The sequence below is a fragment of the Paenibacillus popilliae ATCC 14706 genome (assembly GCF_000315235.1).
Taxonomy (GTDB): Bacteria; Bacillota; Bacilli; order Paenibacillales; family Paenibacillaceae; genus Paenibacillus_B; species Paenibacillus_B popilliae.
On the sequence record NZ_BALG01000080.1, the window covers coordinates 12,699 to 29,423 of the forward strand.

Here is a 16,725-nt window from a genome sequence, read left to right on the forward strand (position 1 = left end):
CGACACTTGGAAGATAAGGGGGGGAGAACCCATGAGCTGGTTGCTTGGCATCGACCCCTTGACGAAGGGCATCTGGCTGCTAAGCACCGGACTGGCCGTCATGATCAGCATGAAGGTGGAGTGGCAGGCCGGCTGGTTCCTTGCCGTCCTGCTCATTGCGCTGACCGGAACCGGGTGGTCGGCGCAGCGCTGGAGGCTGGTGAGCGTATGGATCGGCGGGTTCGCCCTTCCGCTTCTGCTGTTTCAGTGGCTGGTCCTGCCTGGCGATACGCCGTGGCTGACGGCAGGGAAGCTGACCTTGACGCGGGAAGCCTGCCTCCAGTCGGTTGCGCTGACGCTCAGGGCAATGACGTTGTTCCTGTCATCACTCGTCTATGCGGGGACGACGGCGCCGCGCGATGTCGTCCTCGCTATGTCGCGTTACTTGCGACTGTCGGACCGCTTCGCGTACGCGGTGGCAATTGCACTGCGCTTCGTGCCGCTTCTGCTGGCCGAGACGGCCCGTATCCGGCACGCCGAGCGATTGCGCCGCCTCGTTCCGCCGCACAGCATAGCGGAACGGCTTGAGCGGCTGCATCGCGTCCTCGCCGGAGCGGCTGCGCATACGCTTCGCCGGGTACAGGACGTAGCGACGGCGATGGAGGCGAAGCGCTTTGGGGCTGCCCCGAGGACGTATCGGCGCCGACTCATCTTCGCGGCCCCGGGCATCGGATTGGCCCTGTCCTCGGCGCTAGGAGTCGCCATCACCTGGTGGTACGGCTGAGCGGCCGGCAGCCCCGCGGACCGGGGGCTTCACGGTCCGGGCGCAGGCGAGCCCCGCTTTTTTACTTGCATTTCCAGCGCATGGCTTGTAACGTGTAAAGAAGAAAAGGGATGCTGGACTATCGCATCCTTCCGCATATCCGCATAAGGGAGAGTTGATCGCAGATGACATCATCCAACACGCGATTATGGCGCTCGCTTACCTTGAGCGAATGGGTGCTAATGGCCCTGCTGGCCGCGGCGAACGGGGTGCTCACGAGCGGCTTGTCCTGGCTGAACAAGCTGCTGCACTCGTTGGGCGGACCGATGCTGACGTCATCCATCGTAGGGTTATATATGATTTACGGCCTGCTGGCCGCCTATGTAATTCGCAAGCCAGGCGCGGCAATGTTGACCTATGCGCTCGGCGCCGTCGTTCAGATCCTAGTCGGCACCGCCTACGGCGCCTGGTCGGCGATTGCGGCCGCGCTATGCTACGGCATCGTCATTGAGCCGCTGCTGTATCTGTTCCGTTACCGACGTTACGACTGGGGGGCCATGCTCTTTATCAGCTTGGCTGCGGTCCCGATCTGGTTCGTCGTCTCCGCCTTCATGTTCGGTTACATTTATTATGAGACGTGGGTATGGGTTGCGACGATCGTGATTCGCTGTCTCAGCGGCCTTGTGCTTTGCGGCGTATTGACGAAGCTGATCGGCGATCGGCTGGCACCCGCCCGGGCTGTCCGCCCGTTTGCTCTGGGGCAGGCCTACCGCGAGCATCGGGGATAGGGGGGCCATAATGGAATTTTTGCGTGAAGAGGTCATGCGCATCGAGCGCGTGACCTTTACCTATTTGGGCGCGGACGAACCGGCCCTCTGCGATTGCAGCTTCACGCTGTGCCGGGGCGATATCGTCTATATCGCCGGAGCGAACGGCAGCGGCAAGACGACGCTGTGCAAGCTGCTGGCCGGCGTGATGCAGCCCCATGAAGGTACGCTGCAAGGGAAGTTGGCGCCGCCGGAGGGCATGCCGACCGCATTGGTCGGCTTGGCGCTGCAGGATGCCGATTCCCAGCTTATCCTCGGTACCGTTGAGGACGAACTGGCCTTCGCCCCGGAAAATATGGGGCTGCCTGCAAATGAGATAATGTGCCGGGTGGAGGAGCAATTGGATAGGTTCGGGTTGGAATCGCTGCGGGAGGCGCCGATTACGGATCTGTCAGGGGGAGAAAAGCAGCGGACGGCTCTCGCTTCGGTCATGACGATGGACCCGGAGGTATTTATCGTAGACCAGGCGTGGAGTCATCTGGATGAGGCCTCCCGGGAACGGTTCCTGCAGACGCTTCGCGCGGGGCGGCAGGCTGGGCGAACGGCGGTGCTGGCCGGGGCCCGGCTGGAAGATTGGATCGGGAGGTTGCCCGATGTGCGGCTGCTGTTGCTGAAGGAGGGGCGCATCATCTATGATGGTGTCCTGCAAGAAGCAGAAGTGACCGCATTGGACAAGTTGCGGATGGCTGCGCCGGTGCGGCCATCTGTGCAGCCAATCGCTGTGCCGGATAAGAGGCCAGCCGGAGTCCCTGTGCATAGGGCGGAGCGGCTGCCTGGCAAGCATCCAGGGGAAGCCCCCGTCCTCCACGTGAGGGGCGTTTCGTTCCGGTATGGGAAAAGACGGAAGGATATCGAGAACTCCAACGGCCGGGAACAGGCGCTTCGCGAGGTCTCGTTCGAGCTGTATCCGGGGCAATGCTTGCTTCTTCGCGGACCGAACGGAGCAGGCAAATCAACCTTGTTCAAGCTGCTGACGAAGGGCATGCCGCGACAAGCGGGACGGATGTCCGGAGAGATTCGGCTGGCTGGACAGCCGCTGCAGCGCTGCTCCGTCTACGAAGCGGCCCGCCTGATCGGGTATGTCCCGCAGCAGCCGGAAGCCGGACTGTTCGGCCGTACCGTTGAAGAAGAAGCGCTCGATGCGGCCGGTATGGCTTGGCGGAGCAGCCGCTTAAACGCCTCGGTGTCGCCGGCACAGGCCACACGGGAAGAGTCCGTTGCGGCGATGGCAGAGGAACTGCTCCAGACAACGGGGCTGTCCCGTAATCGTCGCCGCCATCCTCACGATCTGCCTGCCGGAGCTATCCGGCTGCTTTGTGTCGCGTTGGCTGGCCTGCACCGGCCCGCCGTGCTGCTGCTCGATGAGCCGACAGCGGGTCTCGATGCCGAGGGCGCCGCGCTGATACGGGACTGGTCCCTTGCACAGGTCGAGCGGGGCTGCGGCTTGATCGTCATCACCCATGACAACATATGGGATGAGACTGCTCATCCGCAGTTGGCTTCGGCCTATATGGAGGCGGGCCATTGGTTTGGCGCGGACGTGCGGTGGAGCCCAGGGCCGGAATAGCGTTACGTGAATCCGACCGGATCGCGGCCTAGACAAGAGCATGCTAAGATAGCAGATACCGGCAACATGCGTGACGAGATGCAGGACCAGTTTGAAAAGAAACAGAGAGCAAGTGATAGAGAAGGGAATGAAGCAATGGGAAGCACTGCAACGATGCAGGCCGGGCGAGAACGGAAGCTGGTGACGCTGGCCCTGTTATTATCAACATTTTTGGCGGCGATTGAGGTTACGGTCGTCAGCACTGCGATGCCGAAGATCGTCTCCGATCTGGGGGGACTCAAGCTTATCAGTTGGGTCTATTCCGCCTATTTGCTGACGACGGCTATCTCGACGCCCTTGTTCGGCAAGCTAGCTGATCTGTTCGGCCGCAAAAAAATCTTTATTTTCGGCTCTATTTTATTCGTCGTCGGCTCCATGCTGTGCGGCTCATCTTCCAATATGACGCAAATGATTCTGTTCCGGGCCATCCAAGGAATCGGCGCCGGTGCTGTCATGCCCGCCACCTTCACCATCGTGGCGGATATCTTCACCTTGGAGGAACGCGCCAAAATTCAGGGGCTATTCAGCTCCATTTGGGGCATAGCCGGTCTGGTCGGCCCATTGGTGGGCGGATTTTTTGTCGATTCGCTTTCTTGGCACTGGATCTTTTTCTTTAACGTGCCGTTCGGCATGATTTCGGTATGGATGATCGCCAAGCTGTTCCATGAGAAGGTGGAGAAGAAGGAGAAGCCGATCGATTACGCCGGTGCGGCGACCTTCTCGATTGGGATGACGGCCTTATTGTTCGCCATTATTACCGGCGGGCAGAACATTGCCTGGACATCCCCATGGATGTTCGCGCTGCTCGGCTTGGCTGCGGTGTTCCTCATCTGGTTCTACCGTATCGAAAAAACGGCACAGGAACCGATGGTTCCGTTCCAGTTGTTCCGCATTAAGGACATCGCCATCTCCAATCTCGTCGGCTTCCTCGTCAGCAGCGTGCTGATGGGTATCAATTCTTACATGCCGCTCTGGATTCAGGGCATCATGGGACGTAGCGCCACCAGCTCCGGCATGGCGTTGACGCCGATGTCCATCGGTTGGCTCATCGGTTCGATTATTGGAGGCCGCATGCTGCTCAACATCGGCCCGCGGCTGACCTCTTCCCTCGGCATGACGCTCATTGCCGCCGGATCGATTTGGCTGGCATCCATTACGAGCGCCACGTCGATGTGGATCATCGTCGCGCTGATGACGGTATCGGGACTTGGCTTCGGGTTCTCGATTACCGTGTTCACGATTATTGTCCAGTCGTCGGTCGATTGGAATATGCGAGGCGCTACAACGGCGCTGAACACGTTCGTGCGTACGCTCGGCCAGACCATCGGCATCGCGGCGCTCGGCACCTTCCTAAATGAACGCATCGCGTCCATGGTACGACTTGCCGGGCCAGACGTCGCTTCGCGCATTTCAGACGATGATCTGAACCAGTTGTTGAACCCGGAGAGCGCCAACCGACTGACGCCGGATGTCATGAACAGTCTGCGCACGTTCCTGGAGATCGGACTCAAGAATGTGTTCCTCGTGATGGCGGCCGTCGCCATTATCTGCCTTGGATGCACCTTGCTGATGCCGAAGGGCAAGCTGAACAGCAAATCGCATTGAACCGACCATCCCTTGCGGAGCGGTTTTTTTAAACATAAAGTAGGAAAATATGGATTTGTGTCGAATGGATATAGGGGAATTGTCGAACTACCTTCAGCCAAAGGAGCCGTCCTCTATGCCGTATACCTCGGTACTGCCGAACTCAAGACGTACGGGTCTTGCTTACATCTCACTTATCCTGCTGGGGGTCATTGGCTCCCAAGCGGAAATTAAGTTCCCGTTCGGCGTGGAATTTGCTCTGAGCGGGGCCTTCTTCCTTGTGGCTTTTGTCTTATTCGGTGCCGTCCGAACGATGGCGTTCGCCGGGCTGGCCGCACTGGTCCTGTATGTCGCCGGATATGATATCGATATGCTGGCGTTCATCGGATTGGAGCTTGCCGTATTGGGCTTTCTCTATCGCCACAGACGGAGGCTGTTGTTCTGGGACAGCTTGTTCTGGCTTGCGATCGGAGCCCCGGGAATCATGTTACTGTTCTTGATGCGAACCGGCGTGTTCGGGACAGAGGCCATGCTTCAATATATGATGTCCGCTGTCAACGGTATCGCCAATGCGCTTCTCGCCGATATGATGCTTGCCTACGTGCCGTGGCAGCGGCTGCTCGGACACAGCGCCGACCGGCCGATTTCTCTTCAGCGCGTTATCCTTCATCTGGCGCTGGTCGCTGTCCTTCTCTCCTTCCTCTCGCACATGAAGCTGGGAAGCATCGAATTGATGACAGAATTGGAGCGCGAGGCGTATGCCCTCCTGAAGGAGCAGTCGATCCGGGCCGAGGAGGCGCTGCGGGGGCTGGAAGGATCGAGCCCGCGGCTCCCGGGGAATGGGCCTGGCGTAGGGGCGAACGTATCGCTGGTGGAGCGTCTCCTGAAGGAGGAGTCGCTGGACGGCGTCATCAAATTCGCGTTGACGGACGAGCATGGCGTAATGTTCGCCTGGAGCGACCGGATGTGGGCAGACTACCGAAGGGGATTGTATGAGGAGGCGGGAGCGGTGCGAACCGCCCTTCCCGTGCCCAAAACGTTGGCGTCGGGAGATGGAGTGGAGCGAAGCCGGGTCGCCGGCTTCTATCGCGTCCTGCCGGGAATGGAGAACTACCATTACGGAACCTGTCGCTGGAAGGGCTGCTACTATGTGCTGGAACGCTTTGGCGAGGCCGGAAGGGCAGGGGCGGTGATCGCCTTTCTCCCGAGTGATACGTTCCTGCCGGGTATCCTCTCTTTTTATGTATGGGAGCTGGCCGTTATGCTGGCCGTGTGGGGCATTGTAGCAGGGAGCGCGGTTATGGTCAGCCGTTCTCTCATTCGTTCTCTTGACGGGTTGAACCAGATGACGAGCGTTGTTCCGGGTACGATTGCGGAGTGTGAGCGGCAAGCATGGCCGGATAGCCGCGTCCGAGAGATTCGCTCCCTGATGTTGAATTTCGGCGCCATGGCTGAGAGACATGCCGCGCAATTCCGCGAGCTTCACCGGATGAATGAGTATCTTGTGCAACAGACGAAGCTGCTGGAAAAATCGGAAGAGCACTTGCAGCGGTTGGCCTATTACGATCCACTCACCCAACTGCCGAACCGCCATTATTTCACGATAGAGATGGATAAGGCATTGGAACGGGCCGAGGTAGATGCCACACCCCTGGCTTTGCTGTTCATTAATCTCGATCGCTCCAAGTACATTAACGATTCGCTCGGCCACAAGATCGGCGATATGCTGCTCGTTCGAGCCGGGCAGCGCCTGCTCCATTGTTTATCGAAGCAGGAAGGAGCCCACTTGTGCTCCAGACTGGGCGGCGATGTATTCGTCATTATGCTGGAGAAGGGAACACGCGAGGGGGCCCAAAAATTGGCGCATCGCATCCTCCAGCATTTCCGCGAACGCTTCTCCATTCACGCGCATGAGCTATTCATCTCGGCTTCAATCGGGATTGTGCTCTATCCCGATGACGGGAATACGCTGTCCGCCCTGTTCAAGCAAGGCGATACGGCGATGTATGCGGCGAAGGAGCGGGGTGGGCAGTCTTACATGTTCTTCGATCAGATTCACCCGGATCTGGCTTCCGGTCGCATGCTGCTTGAAAGCTTGCTGTACAAGGCCAAGGAACGGGACCAGCTGACGCTACACTATCAGCCGATTGTCGATCGCACCGGGAAGGTCGTCGCTGTCGAGGTGCTGCTGCGCTGGATGCACCCGCAGCAAGGCTATATACCGCCTTCGCAGTTTATTCCGGTCGCGGAAGAAACCGGTTTAATCATTCCGATTGGCGAGTGGGTGCTGCGCAGCGCATGCATGCAGCATCGCCAATGGAGGGAGCAGCAGGGCATGCCGCCACTTCGCATGTCGGTGAACGTGTCGCTAAGGCAGTTTTTGAATCCGGATTTCGTGGCAATGGTGGAGCGTATCGTGCAGGAGACCCAGTTCGAACCGGAGCAATTGGTTCTGGAGATAACGGAAGGGTATGTCCACAAGCATATCAGACAAGCCAATCATGTCCTGCGTCAGCTGAAGAGGCGCGGCATGAACATTGCCCTTGACGACTTCGGGATCGGGTACTCCTCGTTGGAGCGGTTGAAGACCTTGCATGCCCATACCTTGAAGATTGATCGTTCCTTCGTCCGGCATCTGTCCGCGGATCCGGTCAACGCAGCGATTGTGCAGGCCGTCATTCAACTCGGCCAAAGCTTGAATCTCACCGTCATAGCGGAAGGCGTGGAGACGGCCGAGGAATTCCACTACTTGGAGTCGTTGGGTTGTAACCATTTTCAAGGCTACTATGTCAGTCATCCGTTGCCTGCATCGGAATTCGTGGCACGCTTCCACCAATTCTCTCATTATGCGGATGGGAGAGCCATCGCGGAAGCGGCGGGAGGCCAGACATAATATTTCCCCAATGAGTAAAGAAACGGCGTTCGCATCCGCGGCCGTTTCTTCTCGTTTTAGCCCTCTTTTTTTGTGACAAGACTGAGCTTTTCCGCTTGAATACCCAGCTTTTTGAGCAAAAGTATCGCTTGGGCCTTCTCTTCCAAGGTCAGCCCGCTTAGTGCGCGGCGCAGGGTCTGGGCTTGCTTCGGCAAAATACTCTGCATCTGTGTCCGGCCCTGTTCCGTTAATTCGGCGAAAATGACGCGCCGATCCTTGGAGCAAGGGTGGCGCTGCACCAGGCCGTTGCGTACAAGCTTGTCGATGACATAGGTGACATTGCCGCTCTGTAGTAGCAGTTTCGCCCCAATTTGTTGTATCGGCTGTGGTCCTTTATGATAGAGCATTTCAAGTACAGCGAAGTCGGTCGGGTTGTATCCTTGTTTTTTACAGCCCGCTGCCGCATGATCAGAGACGCTCTTGAAAGCTTTGGAGAATACGCGGAACAAATGCAGGGCTTCGTCGGTGTCGCGTTGCGCCCCCCGTTCAGACATAGTCCTTTCCACCTCGCTTTACTGGTTACCTCTTCATCGTATAAGCTCAAGTTGATGTCCAACATGTCATAGATCACATTTTCGGATAAAAAGTGCAATAAATTTTGAATATTAAATTTGATCGAGATCTTTCAGCTCCATTCAGCGGACAATAGCAGAAGAGAAAGCCGGTAAGAGAATAAGCAATAGGAGCCATTCCTGTATTGAAGGAGACGTGCCTTCGATGTTCTCGTATCGCTCATCGCATCTGCAGCAAGCGGCGACCCACATGGATCAGGTGCTGGCGTCAGCTCCCGGCTTCCTCTGGGCGTTGGCAGGCGGGTTGGAAGCAGAAGACGAAGGAAGAGAAGGAGAATGCGGCCCGTGAGCCAATGAACGGATGAGATTCCGGTCTTGCGGGCATATTATGTCCAAAGCGGAGAAAGAGGAGGGCAAGACATGGAAGCAGCCGCTATCCGGTTCCGGTTCTTGGATGCCGCAAGTGCCCAATTGGCTTTCGATACCTTGGAAGAGCTCGGTTATGAGCCGGTCTATGACGGCCATTACCGCATGGAGCTTCAAATTCATGTGGAGAAGAGAGATCTGACCTCGGCGATTGAAATTGCCGAGGTTCACAGCGGCACACTTGTGGAAGCGGGAGCTATGACCGAATCGGCAATCGTGAATGATGCCTATAATATCGATCTCATTCCGATCCCGGCACATGTGATCAATGAGGATTGGGCAGACGATGACCGGTATGCCTGGGCCGCGTCGAGTCATGATGATCTCGCGGCGCGGGAAGAGGACGCGATGGGCTGGAATGACGATACGAACCAGTTCCCGGGAGGGATTCATATCTAGGGCAGCCCAAGAAGCGGCTTCACTCCCGACAGAGAGTGGAGCCGCTTTGTTTGTTATAAAAAGGCGGCTGCATGCTTCCCGGCCGTATATCCGGTAGCGAATGCGGCCGTAATGTTATAGCCGCCCGTATACCCGTGCACATCGAGAATCTCGCCGCAGAAAAAAAGTCCTCGCATCAGCTTCGACTCCATCGTGCGCGGGTCAATCTCCTTCAAGCTGACCCCGCCGCCGGTGACGAACGCTTCCTCTATGGATAAAGTACCGTTCACCTTGACGGGGAAGGACGTAATCAGGCGGCACAACTCTTGCAGCGGCTGTGTGCGAATATGATCACGGGTAACGCTTTCCTCAATGCCGGCTTGCTGGAGCAGGATGGGCACCATTCGCTCGGGGACGAGGTGCTTGAGTATATTTTTGAGCGTTTTCTTCGGTTCCTGGCTCCACCGCTCCATCAGCTGCCCTACCAGTTCCTCTGGACTGAGCTCCGGCTTCATATGGATCGTCAGCAGTACCGTCTTCTGTCCGGTTCGCTTCCTCTCCTTGATAACGAACTGGCTGCAGCGGAGCGCGGCCGGCCCGGATAGGCCGAAATGCGTAAAAAGGAGATCCCCCTCGTGCTGTATAATTTTTTTGCCCTTGTCGTTCCACACCGTAAGACGGATATCTTGAAGCGACAGGCCTTGCAGCAGCTTCTCGCGGATGAAATAAGCTTGAGAGGTCAGCGGCACCTCCGTCGGATACAGCTCGGTAATCGTATGCCCGGCAGCTTCGGCCCAAGGATAGCCATCGCCGGTAGAGCCCGTGCGGGGAACGGACTTTCCTCCTGTCGCGACGATGACCGACTTTGCGCGGATGACCGTGCCATCCGACAGGCGGACGCCTTCCACGCTGCCATCCGCGTAGACGACCCCGGACACGGGCCGGTTCGTCATCATCGTGACGCCCCGCTTGCGGACTTCCCCGATTAGAGCTTCGACAACGGTCCTCGCCTTGTCGGACACCGGAAACATCCGGCCGTTATCCTCCTCCTTCAACGCGATGCCTAGTCCTTCGAAGAAGCGAATAATATCCTGATTATTGAAATGAGAAAACGCGCTATGTAAAAATCTCCCGTTCCCTGGAATATGCCGAATCATCTCATCCAAATCTTTATTATTCGTTACATTGCATCGTCCGCCGCCGGAAATGATGAGCTTGCGACCCAGTTTGTCCCCTTTGTCGATCAGCAGCACGTTCGCATCTTGCCCCGCTGCAGCAATACAGGCCATCAATCCTGACGGTCCGCCGCCGATAACTATAATATCGGTCTCTTTCATGTCGTATACTCCTCGCATCGTATTTTCTGAAGGCAGTTTTGATTCTCTGTCCGTTCTCTGAATCCCTTATGGAAAGGAGGAATTCCCTTGAGACTGAATACCAAGGTGTTCACTATTCCCGAAGCGGATCAACAAGTTTAAAGACGCTTATGCTGAATTTCCAATTCTCAAAAATCAGGGGCTTACCATCATACCGCTGGACTTCAAGTCGTTTCGTCCCTTATTGTATCGCATAATGTTGAAAAATGCCTAAAAGATGGTTCGCTCCATTGTCAAACCCCGGCATTTATGTTTTAATCAATGCATTCCACAACATGCCAGAGGAGAGAAATCATGTACATCGCTTTAAAGGAAATCCTTCTGCAAGTTCTGATTGCTAGTATACCGCCTTTCTCCTGCCAGCTATGTTCCATTCAGTCGGCACGACCATTACTGACTCGGCTTGCTGTCGGAGCGGCTTCCGTGATTTCCGTATTTCTGTGTATCCTGTTCTCCTACCATTATGCGGAGGCTTCGCAGCCATTCGATTTTCGGCTGATTCCTTTTATGCTGGGTGTACTATACGGCGGGTACCGCATCGGATTGGTGGTAGTGGCGATCTATACCATTTTTATTATCGCTTATCCACTATATCAACTGCCGGGGAGCCAATGGGATGATACCCTGATTTATTTAACCCCGCTATTGTTTATTGCTATTAACAGATTTCGCCAATCCGGCTTGCGAATGCGGCTTGTCATCATTCTTTCCTTCTCGCTACTTGGCCTGCTCGTCTACAACATTATCTATGCAGTGTATCTCCGAACCGCTCCGGTTGAGACTGCTGGCGGAGCCCTTGGCTCTCCCTTTTTCGTCTTATTCAGCATTGTGTTTCTACTTACCGCGTGCCTGGTCCTGTATATGATGGAGGGCATAAGGGAGAAGACGTTCCTGCAGGAGGGATATCGGATTGTTTCCCGTCAATACCGGGAGGAGGTCGAGAAGCTCAATCAGATTCTCAATACGGCTCCGCTCTGCGTCATTGCCATTGATGCGGATACCCATATTACCGCTATCAACGATATGATGATCACAGCGATCCAGCTGCAGGTTCCGAGCGTGACGAGGGCACAATTAATGGGGCGTCCCCTGCGGGATTTGCTGGAGAGGATGGGAGATGAGCCGAATAAGTTCATCCTGCTTCAATGGGCTTTGCAAAAAGGGGCCGTCGAAGGAGAAGTCGCTCGCCTTGGTGAACGTGACTACTATATTCTGGCCAAGTCCATCTACAGTCAAGAGGCCGGGGAGATTGTCGGCGCGGTCGGCATGGCCCATGACGTAACCGAGCTGTCCAAGCTCCGCGCCGAGATCGGCAACATGGAACGGCTGCATCTGGTCGGCCAGATGGCTGCCAGTATTACGCACGAGATCCGCAATCCGATGGCAGTCATTCGCGGGTTCATGCAATTGATCCAGGAGAAGAGCCCCGAAAATATGAAGAACTATTACCGGATTGTCATGGACGAGATCGACCGTGCCAACGGGATCATCAACGATTTCCTAGCGTTGGCGCAAAACCGCATCGTCGAGAAGGAAATGGTCCATCTCCACGATATTATGAATCAGCTGTCTCCGCTGCTGAGTGCAGATGCCAATCTGCGCGGCCAGGAGGTAATCTTTCAATTGGGCGATAATATTCCGGAGTTGTACCTGGATACGAAGGAAATGAAGCAGCTTATCCTAAACCTGTCGCGCAATGCACTGGAATCGATGGAATCAATGGAGAAGCGGGGGACACTAACCATCTCGACTCGTGCCGTGTCCCAAGGGGTGCAGTTGCTTGTAAGCGATACCGGGACAGGTATTCCGGACTCCGTCATGGAAAAGCTGTTCGAGCCGTTCTATACGACGAAGTCAAAGGGGACCGGCCTTGGCTTGCCGCTCTGCTTGAGTATCGTCGAACGGCATGAAGGAACGATCGAGATTGATACGTCGGAGAGAGGGACTACGTTCCTGGTTACCTTCCATATCGATCCGAAGCGGCGAAGAGAACCGCAGCGAGAACAGGAACATCATCATCCGCAGGACGCGTTGAACACGCTCTAATCGTCAGCTATCATAGATGAGGGAGGGAAGTGTGGGAACAGCCGCCCACGCAATTATTGCTAAGCGGAACGTCCACGAACGGCAGGGGAAGGATAGACTCTTTTGTAGGTGCGCATACTAGATGCGAGACTGCAGGAAGGAGGCCTGTGGAGATGCAAAAAAATCATTCCAAGGAGCAACAGCAGCAGGAACAAGCCAACCGTACAGCCGACACACGCGGCAAAATACCGGTTGACAAAAAGCTGGATGGACCAAACCGTCCATCCACATAAGCGCTCACGGCGCAAGATAAGGGAAAGCCGCTTCCGGAAGGAATGGCTTTCCCTTGCTTTACTCCTGTGTAAATGGTTAAAATATTAACGATAGCACTATCTGGTGATGTCTATCGGGGGAATTATTTATTGGGTGAGGAGTGAAGTAAAAATGTCTATGCCTTTTGAGCAATATATGCGCGATATGGTGCAGCCCATGCGTAACGAATTGACATCGATCGGCTTCGAAGAATTGCGGACGCAGGAAGAGGTCGAAGCGAAGCTGCCGACGGCGAAGGGAACCACGCTTGTGGTCGTGAACTCTGTATGCGGCTGTGCAGCAGGACAATGCCGCCCAGGCGTGCGCAAAGCGCTGGAGCATAAAGTGACGCCGGATCATTTATTTACCGTCTTTGCAGGTCAGGACAAAGAAGCAACGGCACAAGCGCGCGAACACTTTGCGCCGTATCCGCCGTCTTCCCCGTCCATCGCCTTGATGAAGGATGGCAAATTGGTGCACTTTATCGAACGCCATAGCGTAGAAGACCGCACTGCCGAGCAGATTGCGGCGGATCTGACAGCAGCATTTGATTGCCATTGCCGCTAATGCAAGCCTCATCCCCACGTTGCTCTAATGCGGGGATGTTTCCATAAATACGAGCAGATCGTGAAATAGGATGGATCGAAGGGAGATATCCAGATGAGCCTACAAGAGGAAATCATCAGTCGGTTCGGAGTCAAGCCCCAGATCGATGTAGACGCCGAAATCCGCAAACGTGTTGATTTTTTGAAGCAGTATGTAACCAACGCTGCTGCGAAGGGGCTGCTGATCGCCATTAGCGGCGGAATCGACAGCGCCGTCACCACTGGCTTATGCAAACGCGCTACCGACGAACTATCTGCAGAATCCGGCCAGGAGTATATGACGCTGGGCGTATTCCAGCCCTATGGGGAACAGGTTGACATTGCGGACAGCTATGCCGTCGCGGAAGCGTTTCAGTTGAAGCACACCGTCGAGACCAACATCGAAGAGGCGGTGAACGAGGTTGCGCTTGAGGTCGAGCAAGGCTTCAAGGAACTCGCTCAACCGCGCCATATCAGTATTCCTGGAAAAGGGAACATCAAAGCGCGGATACGGATGGTTGCCCAATATGCGCTGGCGTTCGACCTGAGCCTGATCGTCGTCGGTACCGATCATGCATCCGAAGCGTTGACCGGCTTCTATACCAAATGGGGCGACGGAGCCGTAGACATCACTCCGCTGTCCTCCCTGAACAAGCGCCAGATTGGCCAACTTGCCGAACGGCTTGGCGTCCCGCACAGTGTCATCGGCAAAGTGCCGACCGCCGGCCTGTGGGAGGGGCAGACCGACGAGAAAGAGCTGGGTGTGTCATATGAGCACAACAGCGATTACCTGGAGGGCAAGCCGGTTCCTGCCGACGTTCAAGCGAAGCTCGAACAGCATTACCGCAAGACCGAGCACAAGCGCGCCCCGATTCCCGGCATCTGAGCGATAGGATGGGAAGGTTGAACGCATACGGAATAGATGAGGAGTCCATACAAGGCGACGATTTTAATGACTTCCCATCACAAAGCGGATATTGAAACACTTTGGGATTACGTTTGCCTTATTTTGAAGACTCTTAATCCTAAAAAGTTTTGGCCCTAATCAAATAAAACGCTTGTTGCATTGCATTATCAAAGGGGAAACCATCATCCCTCTGAGAACAAGTAATCATTCAGCCATTGCATGTCTTGTTGCGCGAGCAAAGTGCGAGCACAAGGAAGCCGGCAACATGCGACAGACCGAGCAGATAGGCAGCGGTAAGGCCGCCTATCGTCGTCAGGACCGACACAGCGAACTGGCGCGGGGTCAACATAAATAAGTGCACAGCATCTCCTGTCTATGTGTGAAAATTAGTGGGCCTGCAGCCACTGAACGGTTGCTTCAATGGCGGCTTCCAGCTCCGGTGTCGTGCCTTGGAACGGATGGACCGTATTGAACGTATGGCTCCCCCCTTCGATCGTCATCCACTCCGCTTCCGGATAGTTGGCGACCAGACGGGCTGATCCGTCGCGAAAGCCCGGCAGATCGTCCGAGCCCTGGATAAGCGCAAGAGGGAAGCGGGCAGCACGCACGCGATGAATCAGGTCATATTTACCGCGATTGGCTTCCAGGTCGTCCAGCAGCAGGCGGGACAACGGGAGCGCTTCGCCCGTTCGGGCATTGATGACCTTGGATTGCCCCTTGTCCCGCATTTCCTGTTTCTGTTCCATAGAAAATAAATCCATATTCGTCACGCCATTCCACGTAAGCACACCAGCGATACGCTCCGGGTGCTCCAGTGCATACAGCAGGCAGCTTGCCCCTCCTCGGCTGTGTCCGAGCAGATACAGCGGCATCTCCTTCGACCAAGTAAAGCTTCCTCCTTGGGCAGACAGCCATTGGGGGAATTCGGATGAGCCAACCCAAGCGAGCAGCGTGGAAAGGTCGGTCTGCTCCTCTCCGTACGTATTGATCGCGAACCGCTCCGGCTGATCGAAGCGGTCAAGCGAGGAGCCGACGCCATTATGCGAAAAGTTAAACGTCATCGTAAGCAGTCCGCTGCGATTGACGATCTGCTCCGCCGTATAAGGGAACATTCCCCAATCCTTGAACCCTTTGTACCCGTGAGCAATGAGGAGCACCGCTGGACGCTGCAGTTGCGCAGGCAGAAATACGTCCCCGCGCAGGATGCGGCCATCCTGCCCTGAATAGGTGAAGCCATACTTCAATCTAGCCAACCTCCTTGCTTTCCATTTTATATTGACATGAATATCTATAATTGTAAACAATATGTACCAGTTTGAGTAGTAGACCTTTGCTTTGATCAGCAGCCGTGGCAGCAAATCAAGAAGCTGCAGATCGTGTTCGCAAAGCCGGAGCCGCGCGAGTCAGCTCTCGCGGGAACCGGAGCGGCTGTCTTCGCCCAAGCTTGTACTTGCTTCTTACAGCTTCTCAGTTGTATGCTCTCTATATCAATGCAAGCGTAATCGAAAAGAAGGGACAGAGGTTCATGATCTACGGTATCGGGCATGACATATTGGAGCTGGAGCGGGTTGCCCACCTGTTGAATGGCTCCAGCGGAGAGCGCTTCCTGCAGCGGATCTTGACCGCGGGCGAGCGGGAGGCGCTCGCGCAGCGGGAAGCGCGCCGGACGGAATGGGTGGCCGGACGGTTCGCCGCGAAGGAAGCCGTCGTGAAGGCGTTCGGCACGGGGATCGGGCCGATGATCGGCTTCCGGGATATCGAAGTGCTGTCCGATTCAAGCGGCAAGCCGCATGCCTGTCTAAGCGAGGCGGCCTGGAACCGGATCGGCCTGTCCGGCTCCTCCTGTCACATTCACGTCAGCATCTCCCATCAGCCGAGCCTCGCCTCGGCCCAGGCGATCGTGGAGCGGCTGCCGGAGCAAGGGCACTAACACCGCCCTTAGGCGGCCTGCCCGGCGCACAGCTTCGATTCGGGGCGAGATCTATCCATACAAGACACGGAATGTGCTCCTACGCTTCCGTCTGCGTTCTGCCTGTCCGGACCGGCAGCCGTGCCCGGCTACTTCTTGCTGGCCAGCCACTCGGCGACCCTGTCAATGTCGTCCGGATCGATGTTGCGCTGCGCAGGCATGCGGTTGCCCCCGTTCTTGATCGTATTCACGATAGCTTCCTTCGACAGCCGTTCCCCAACCTGTTGCAGGTTCGATTCCGGCCCCATCAAGCCTTGCAGCTCATTGCCGTGGCATTGCATGCAGCGCTGCTTGTAGACGGCGACCGCTTCCTCAGGCCCTGCCAAGGTAGAGGCGGACGACGATCCGCCGCAAGCGGTAAGCAGCATGCTGATTGTGAGCAGCAGCGCTCCACCCGCCGCGGCGCGCGCCGCTAATTTTCGTGTGCGCATGGACCCTTTCCTTTCCGGTACTTCCTGAATTGTCTATGATCTTGTACTCAGTATAGGAAAGGAATTCCTCGAAAAGCAAGCTTTCCGCCGCAATGTTGCAGAAGGTTCACAACG

The 16,725-nt window shown here is 56.1% G+C and carries 17 protein-coding genes; 12 read left to right on the top strand and 5 right to left on the bottom strand.

What is annotated here, in order from left to right:
• Positions 1-31: 31 nt before the first annotated feature.
• The 5 genes from PPOP_RS07705 (at position 32) to PPOP_RS07725 (ending at position 7,652) form a co-directional block, all read left to right on the top strand.
• Complete coding sequence (locus tag PPOP_RS07705) at positions 32-763, top strand: energy-coupling factor transporter transmembrane component T family protein (protein ID WP_006285608.1); 732 nt, start codon at positions 32-34, stop codon at positions 761-763.
• 164 nt (positions 764-927) lie between these two features.
• Positions 928-1,530 (top strand): ECF transporter S component, encoded by a 603-nt coding sequence (locus tag PPOP_RS07710; RefSeq protein ID WP_042227875.1) that lies wholly within the window; start codon positions 928-930, stop codon positions 1,528-1,530.
• Positions 1,531-1,540: 10 nt separating this feature from the next.
• Positions 1,541-3,136 (top strand): ABC transporter ATP-binding protein, encoded by a 1,596-nt coding sequence (locus PPOP_RS07715; protein ID WP_006285610.1) that lies wholly within the window; start codon positions 1,541-1,543, stop codon positions 3,134-3,136.
• A gap of 135 nt (positions 3,137-3,271) precedes the next feature.
• Positions 3,272-4,780, top strand: a complete 1,509-nt coding sequence (locus PPOP_RS07720) for an MDR family MFS transporter (protein WP_052516595.1) — start codon at positions 3,272-3,274, stop codon at positions 4,778-4,780.
• Positions 4,781-4,895: 115 nt separating this feature from the next.
• Complete coding sequence (locus PPOP_RS07725; RefSeq protein ID WP_006285612.1) at positions 4,896-7,652, top strand: putative bifunctional diguanylate cyclase/phosphodiesterase; 2,757 nt, start codon at positions 4,896-4,898, stop codon at positions 7,650-7,652.
• Between the two features lie 56 nt (positions 7,653-7,708).
• Here the strand turns inward: PPOP_RS07725 and PPOP_RS07730 are convergent, their stop codons facing one another.
• Positions 7,709-8,185 carry a MarR family winged helix-turn-helix transcriptional regulator gene (locus PPOP_RS07730; RefSeq protein WP_006285613.1) on the bottom strand — a complete coding sequence of 159 codons (477 nt, stop codon included), beginning with the start codon at positions 8,183-8,185 and terminating at the stop codon, positions 7,709-7,711.
• 223 nt (positions 8,186-8,408) lie between these two features.
• Between PPOP_RS07730 and PPOP_RS22645 the strand changes: the two genes are divergently transcribed.
• Positions 8,409-8,552 (top strand): hypothetical protein, encoded by a 144-nt coding sequence (locus PPOP_RS22645; RefSeq protein WP_159101819.1) that lies wholly within the window; start codon positions 8,409-8,411, stop codon positions 8,550-8,552.
• Positions 8,553-8,623: 71 nt separating this feature from the next.
• Positions 8,624-9,028: a hypothetical protein gene (locus PPOP_RS07735; protein WP_006285614.1), complete on the top strand. Its 405-nt coding sequence runs from the start codon at positions 8,624-8,626 to the stop codon at positions 9,026-9,028.
• Positions 9,029-9,081: 53 nt separating this feature from the next.
• On the opposite strand, the gene PPOP_RS07740 is transcribed toward PPOP_RS07735, so the two are convergent.
• On the bottom strand, positions 9,082-10,344 hold the full coding sequence (locus tag PPOP_RS07740) for a BaiN/RdsA family NAD(P)/FAD-dependent oxidoreductase (protein WP_042227878.1): 1,263 nt from the start codon (positions 10,342-10,344) through the stop codon (positions 9,082-9,084).
• 333 nt (positions 10,345-10,677) lie between these two features.
• Between PPOP_RS07740 and PPOP_RS07745 the strand changes: the two genes are divergently transcribed.
• The 4 genes from PPOP_RS07745 to nadE all read left to right on the top strand — a co-directional run bounded on the left by PPOP_RS07745 (position 10,678) and on the right by nadE (position 14,190).
• A complete protein-coding gene (locus PPOP_RS07745; protein WP_042227880.1) occupies positions 10,678-12,429 on the top strand; it encodes an ATP-binding protein in 1,752 nt (583 codons plus the stop codon).
• A 152-nt stretch (positions 12,430-12,581) separates the two neighbouring features.
• A complete protein-coding gene (locus tag PPOP_RS23330; protein WP_006285617.1) occupies positions 12,582-12,701 on the top strand; it encodes a hypothetical protein in 120 nt (39 codons plus the stop codon).
• Between the two features lie 151 nt (positions 12,702-12,852).
• Entirely contained in the window at positions 12,853-13,287 is a 435-nt protein-coding gene (locus PPOP_RS07750) for a BrxA/BrxB family bacilliredoxin (protein WP_042227882.1), read from the top strand.
• A 93-nt stretch (positions 13,288-13,380) separates the two neighbouring features.
• A complete protein-coding gene (gene nadE / locus PPOP_RS07755; RefSeq protein WP_006285619.1) occupies positions 13,381-14,190 on the top strand; it encodes an ammonia-dependent NAD(+) synthetase in 810 nt (269 codons plus the stop codon).
• A gap of 229 nt (positions 14,191-14,419) precedes the next feature.
• Here the strand turns inward: nadE and PPOP_RS22650 are convergent, their stop codons facing one another.
• Complete coding sequence (locus PPOP_RS22650; protein ID WP_006285620.1) at positions 14,420-14,572, bottom strand: hypothetical protein; 153 nt, start codon at positions 14,570-14,572, stop codon at positions 14,420-14,422.
• 25 nt (positions 14,573-14,597) lie between these two features.
• Complete coding sequence (locus PPOP_RS07760) at positions 14,598-15,455, bottom strand: alpha/beta hydrolase family protein (protein WP_006285621.1); 858 nt, start codon at positions 15,453-15,455, stop codon at positions 14,598-14,600.
• A 281-nt stretch (positions 15,456-15,736) separates the two neighbouring features.
• Here PPOP_RS07760 and acpS point away from each other — a divergent pair, with 281 nt between their 5' ends.
• Positions 15,737-16,141, top strand: a complete 405-nt coding sequence (gene acpS, locus PPOP_RS07765; RefSeq protein WP_006285622.1) for a holo-ACP synthase — start codon at positions 15,737-15,739, stop codon at positions 16,139-16,141.
• Positions 16,142-16,269: 128 nt separating this feature from the next.
• Here acpS and PPOP_RS07770 read toward each other — a convergent pair whose 3' ends face one another.
• Positions 16,270-16,611, bottom strand: coding sequence for a c-type cytochrome (locus PPOP_RS07770; protein ID WP_006285623.1), 342 nt, complete (start codon positions 16,609-16,611; stop codon positions 16,270-16,272).
• Positions 16,612-16,725: the final 114 nt, after the last annotated feature.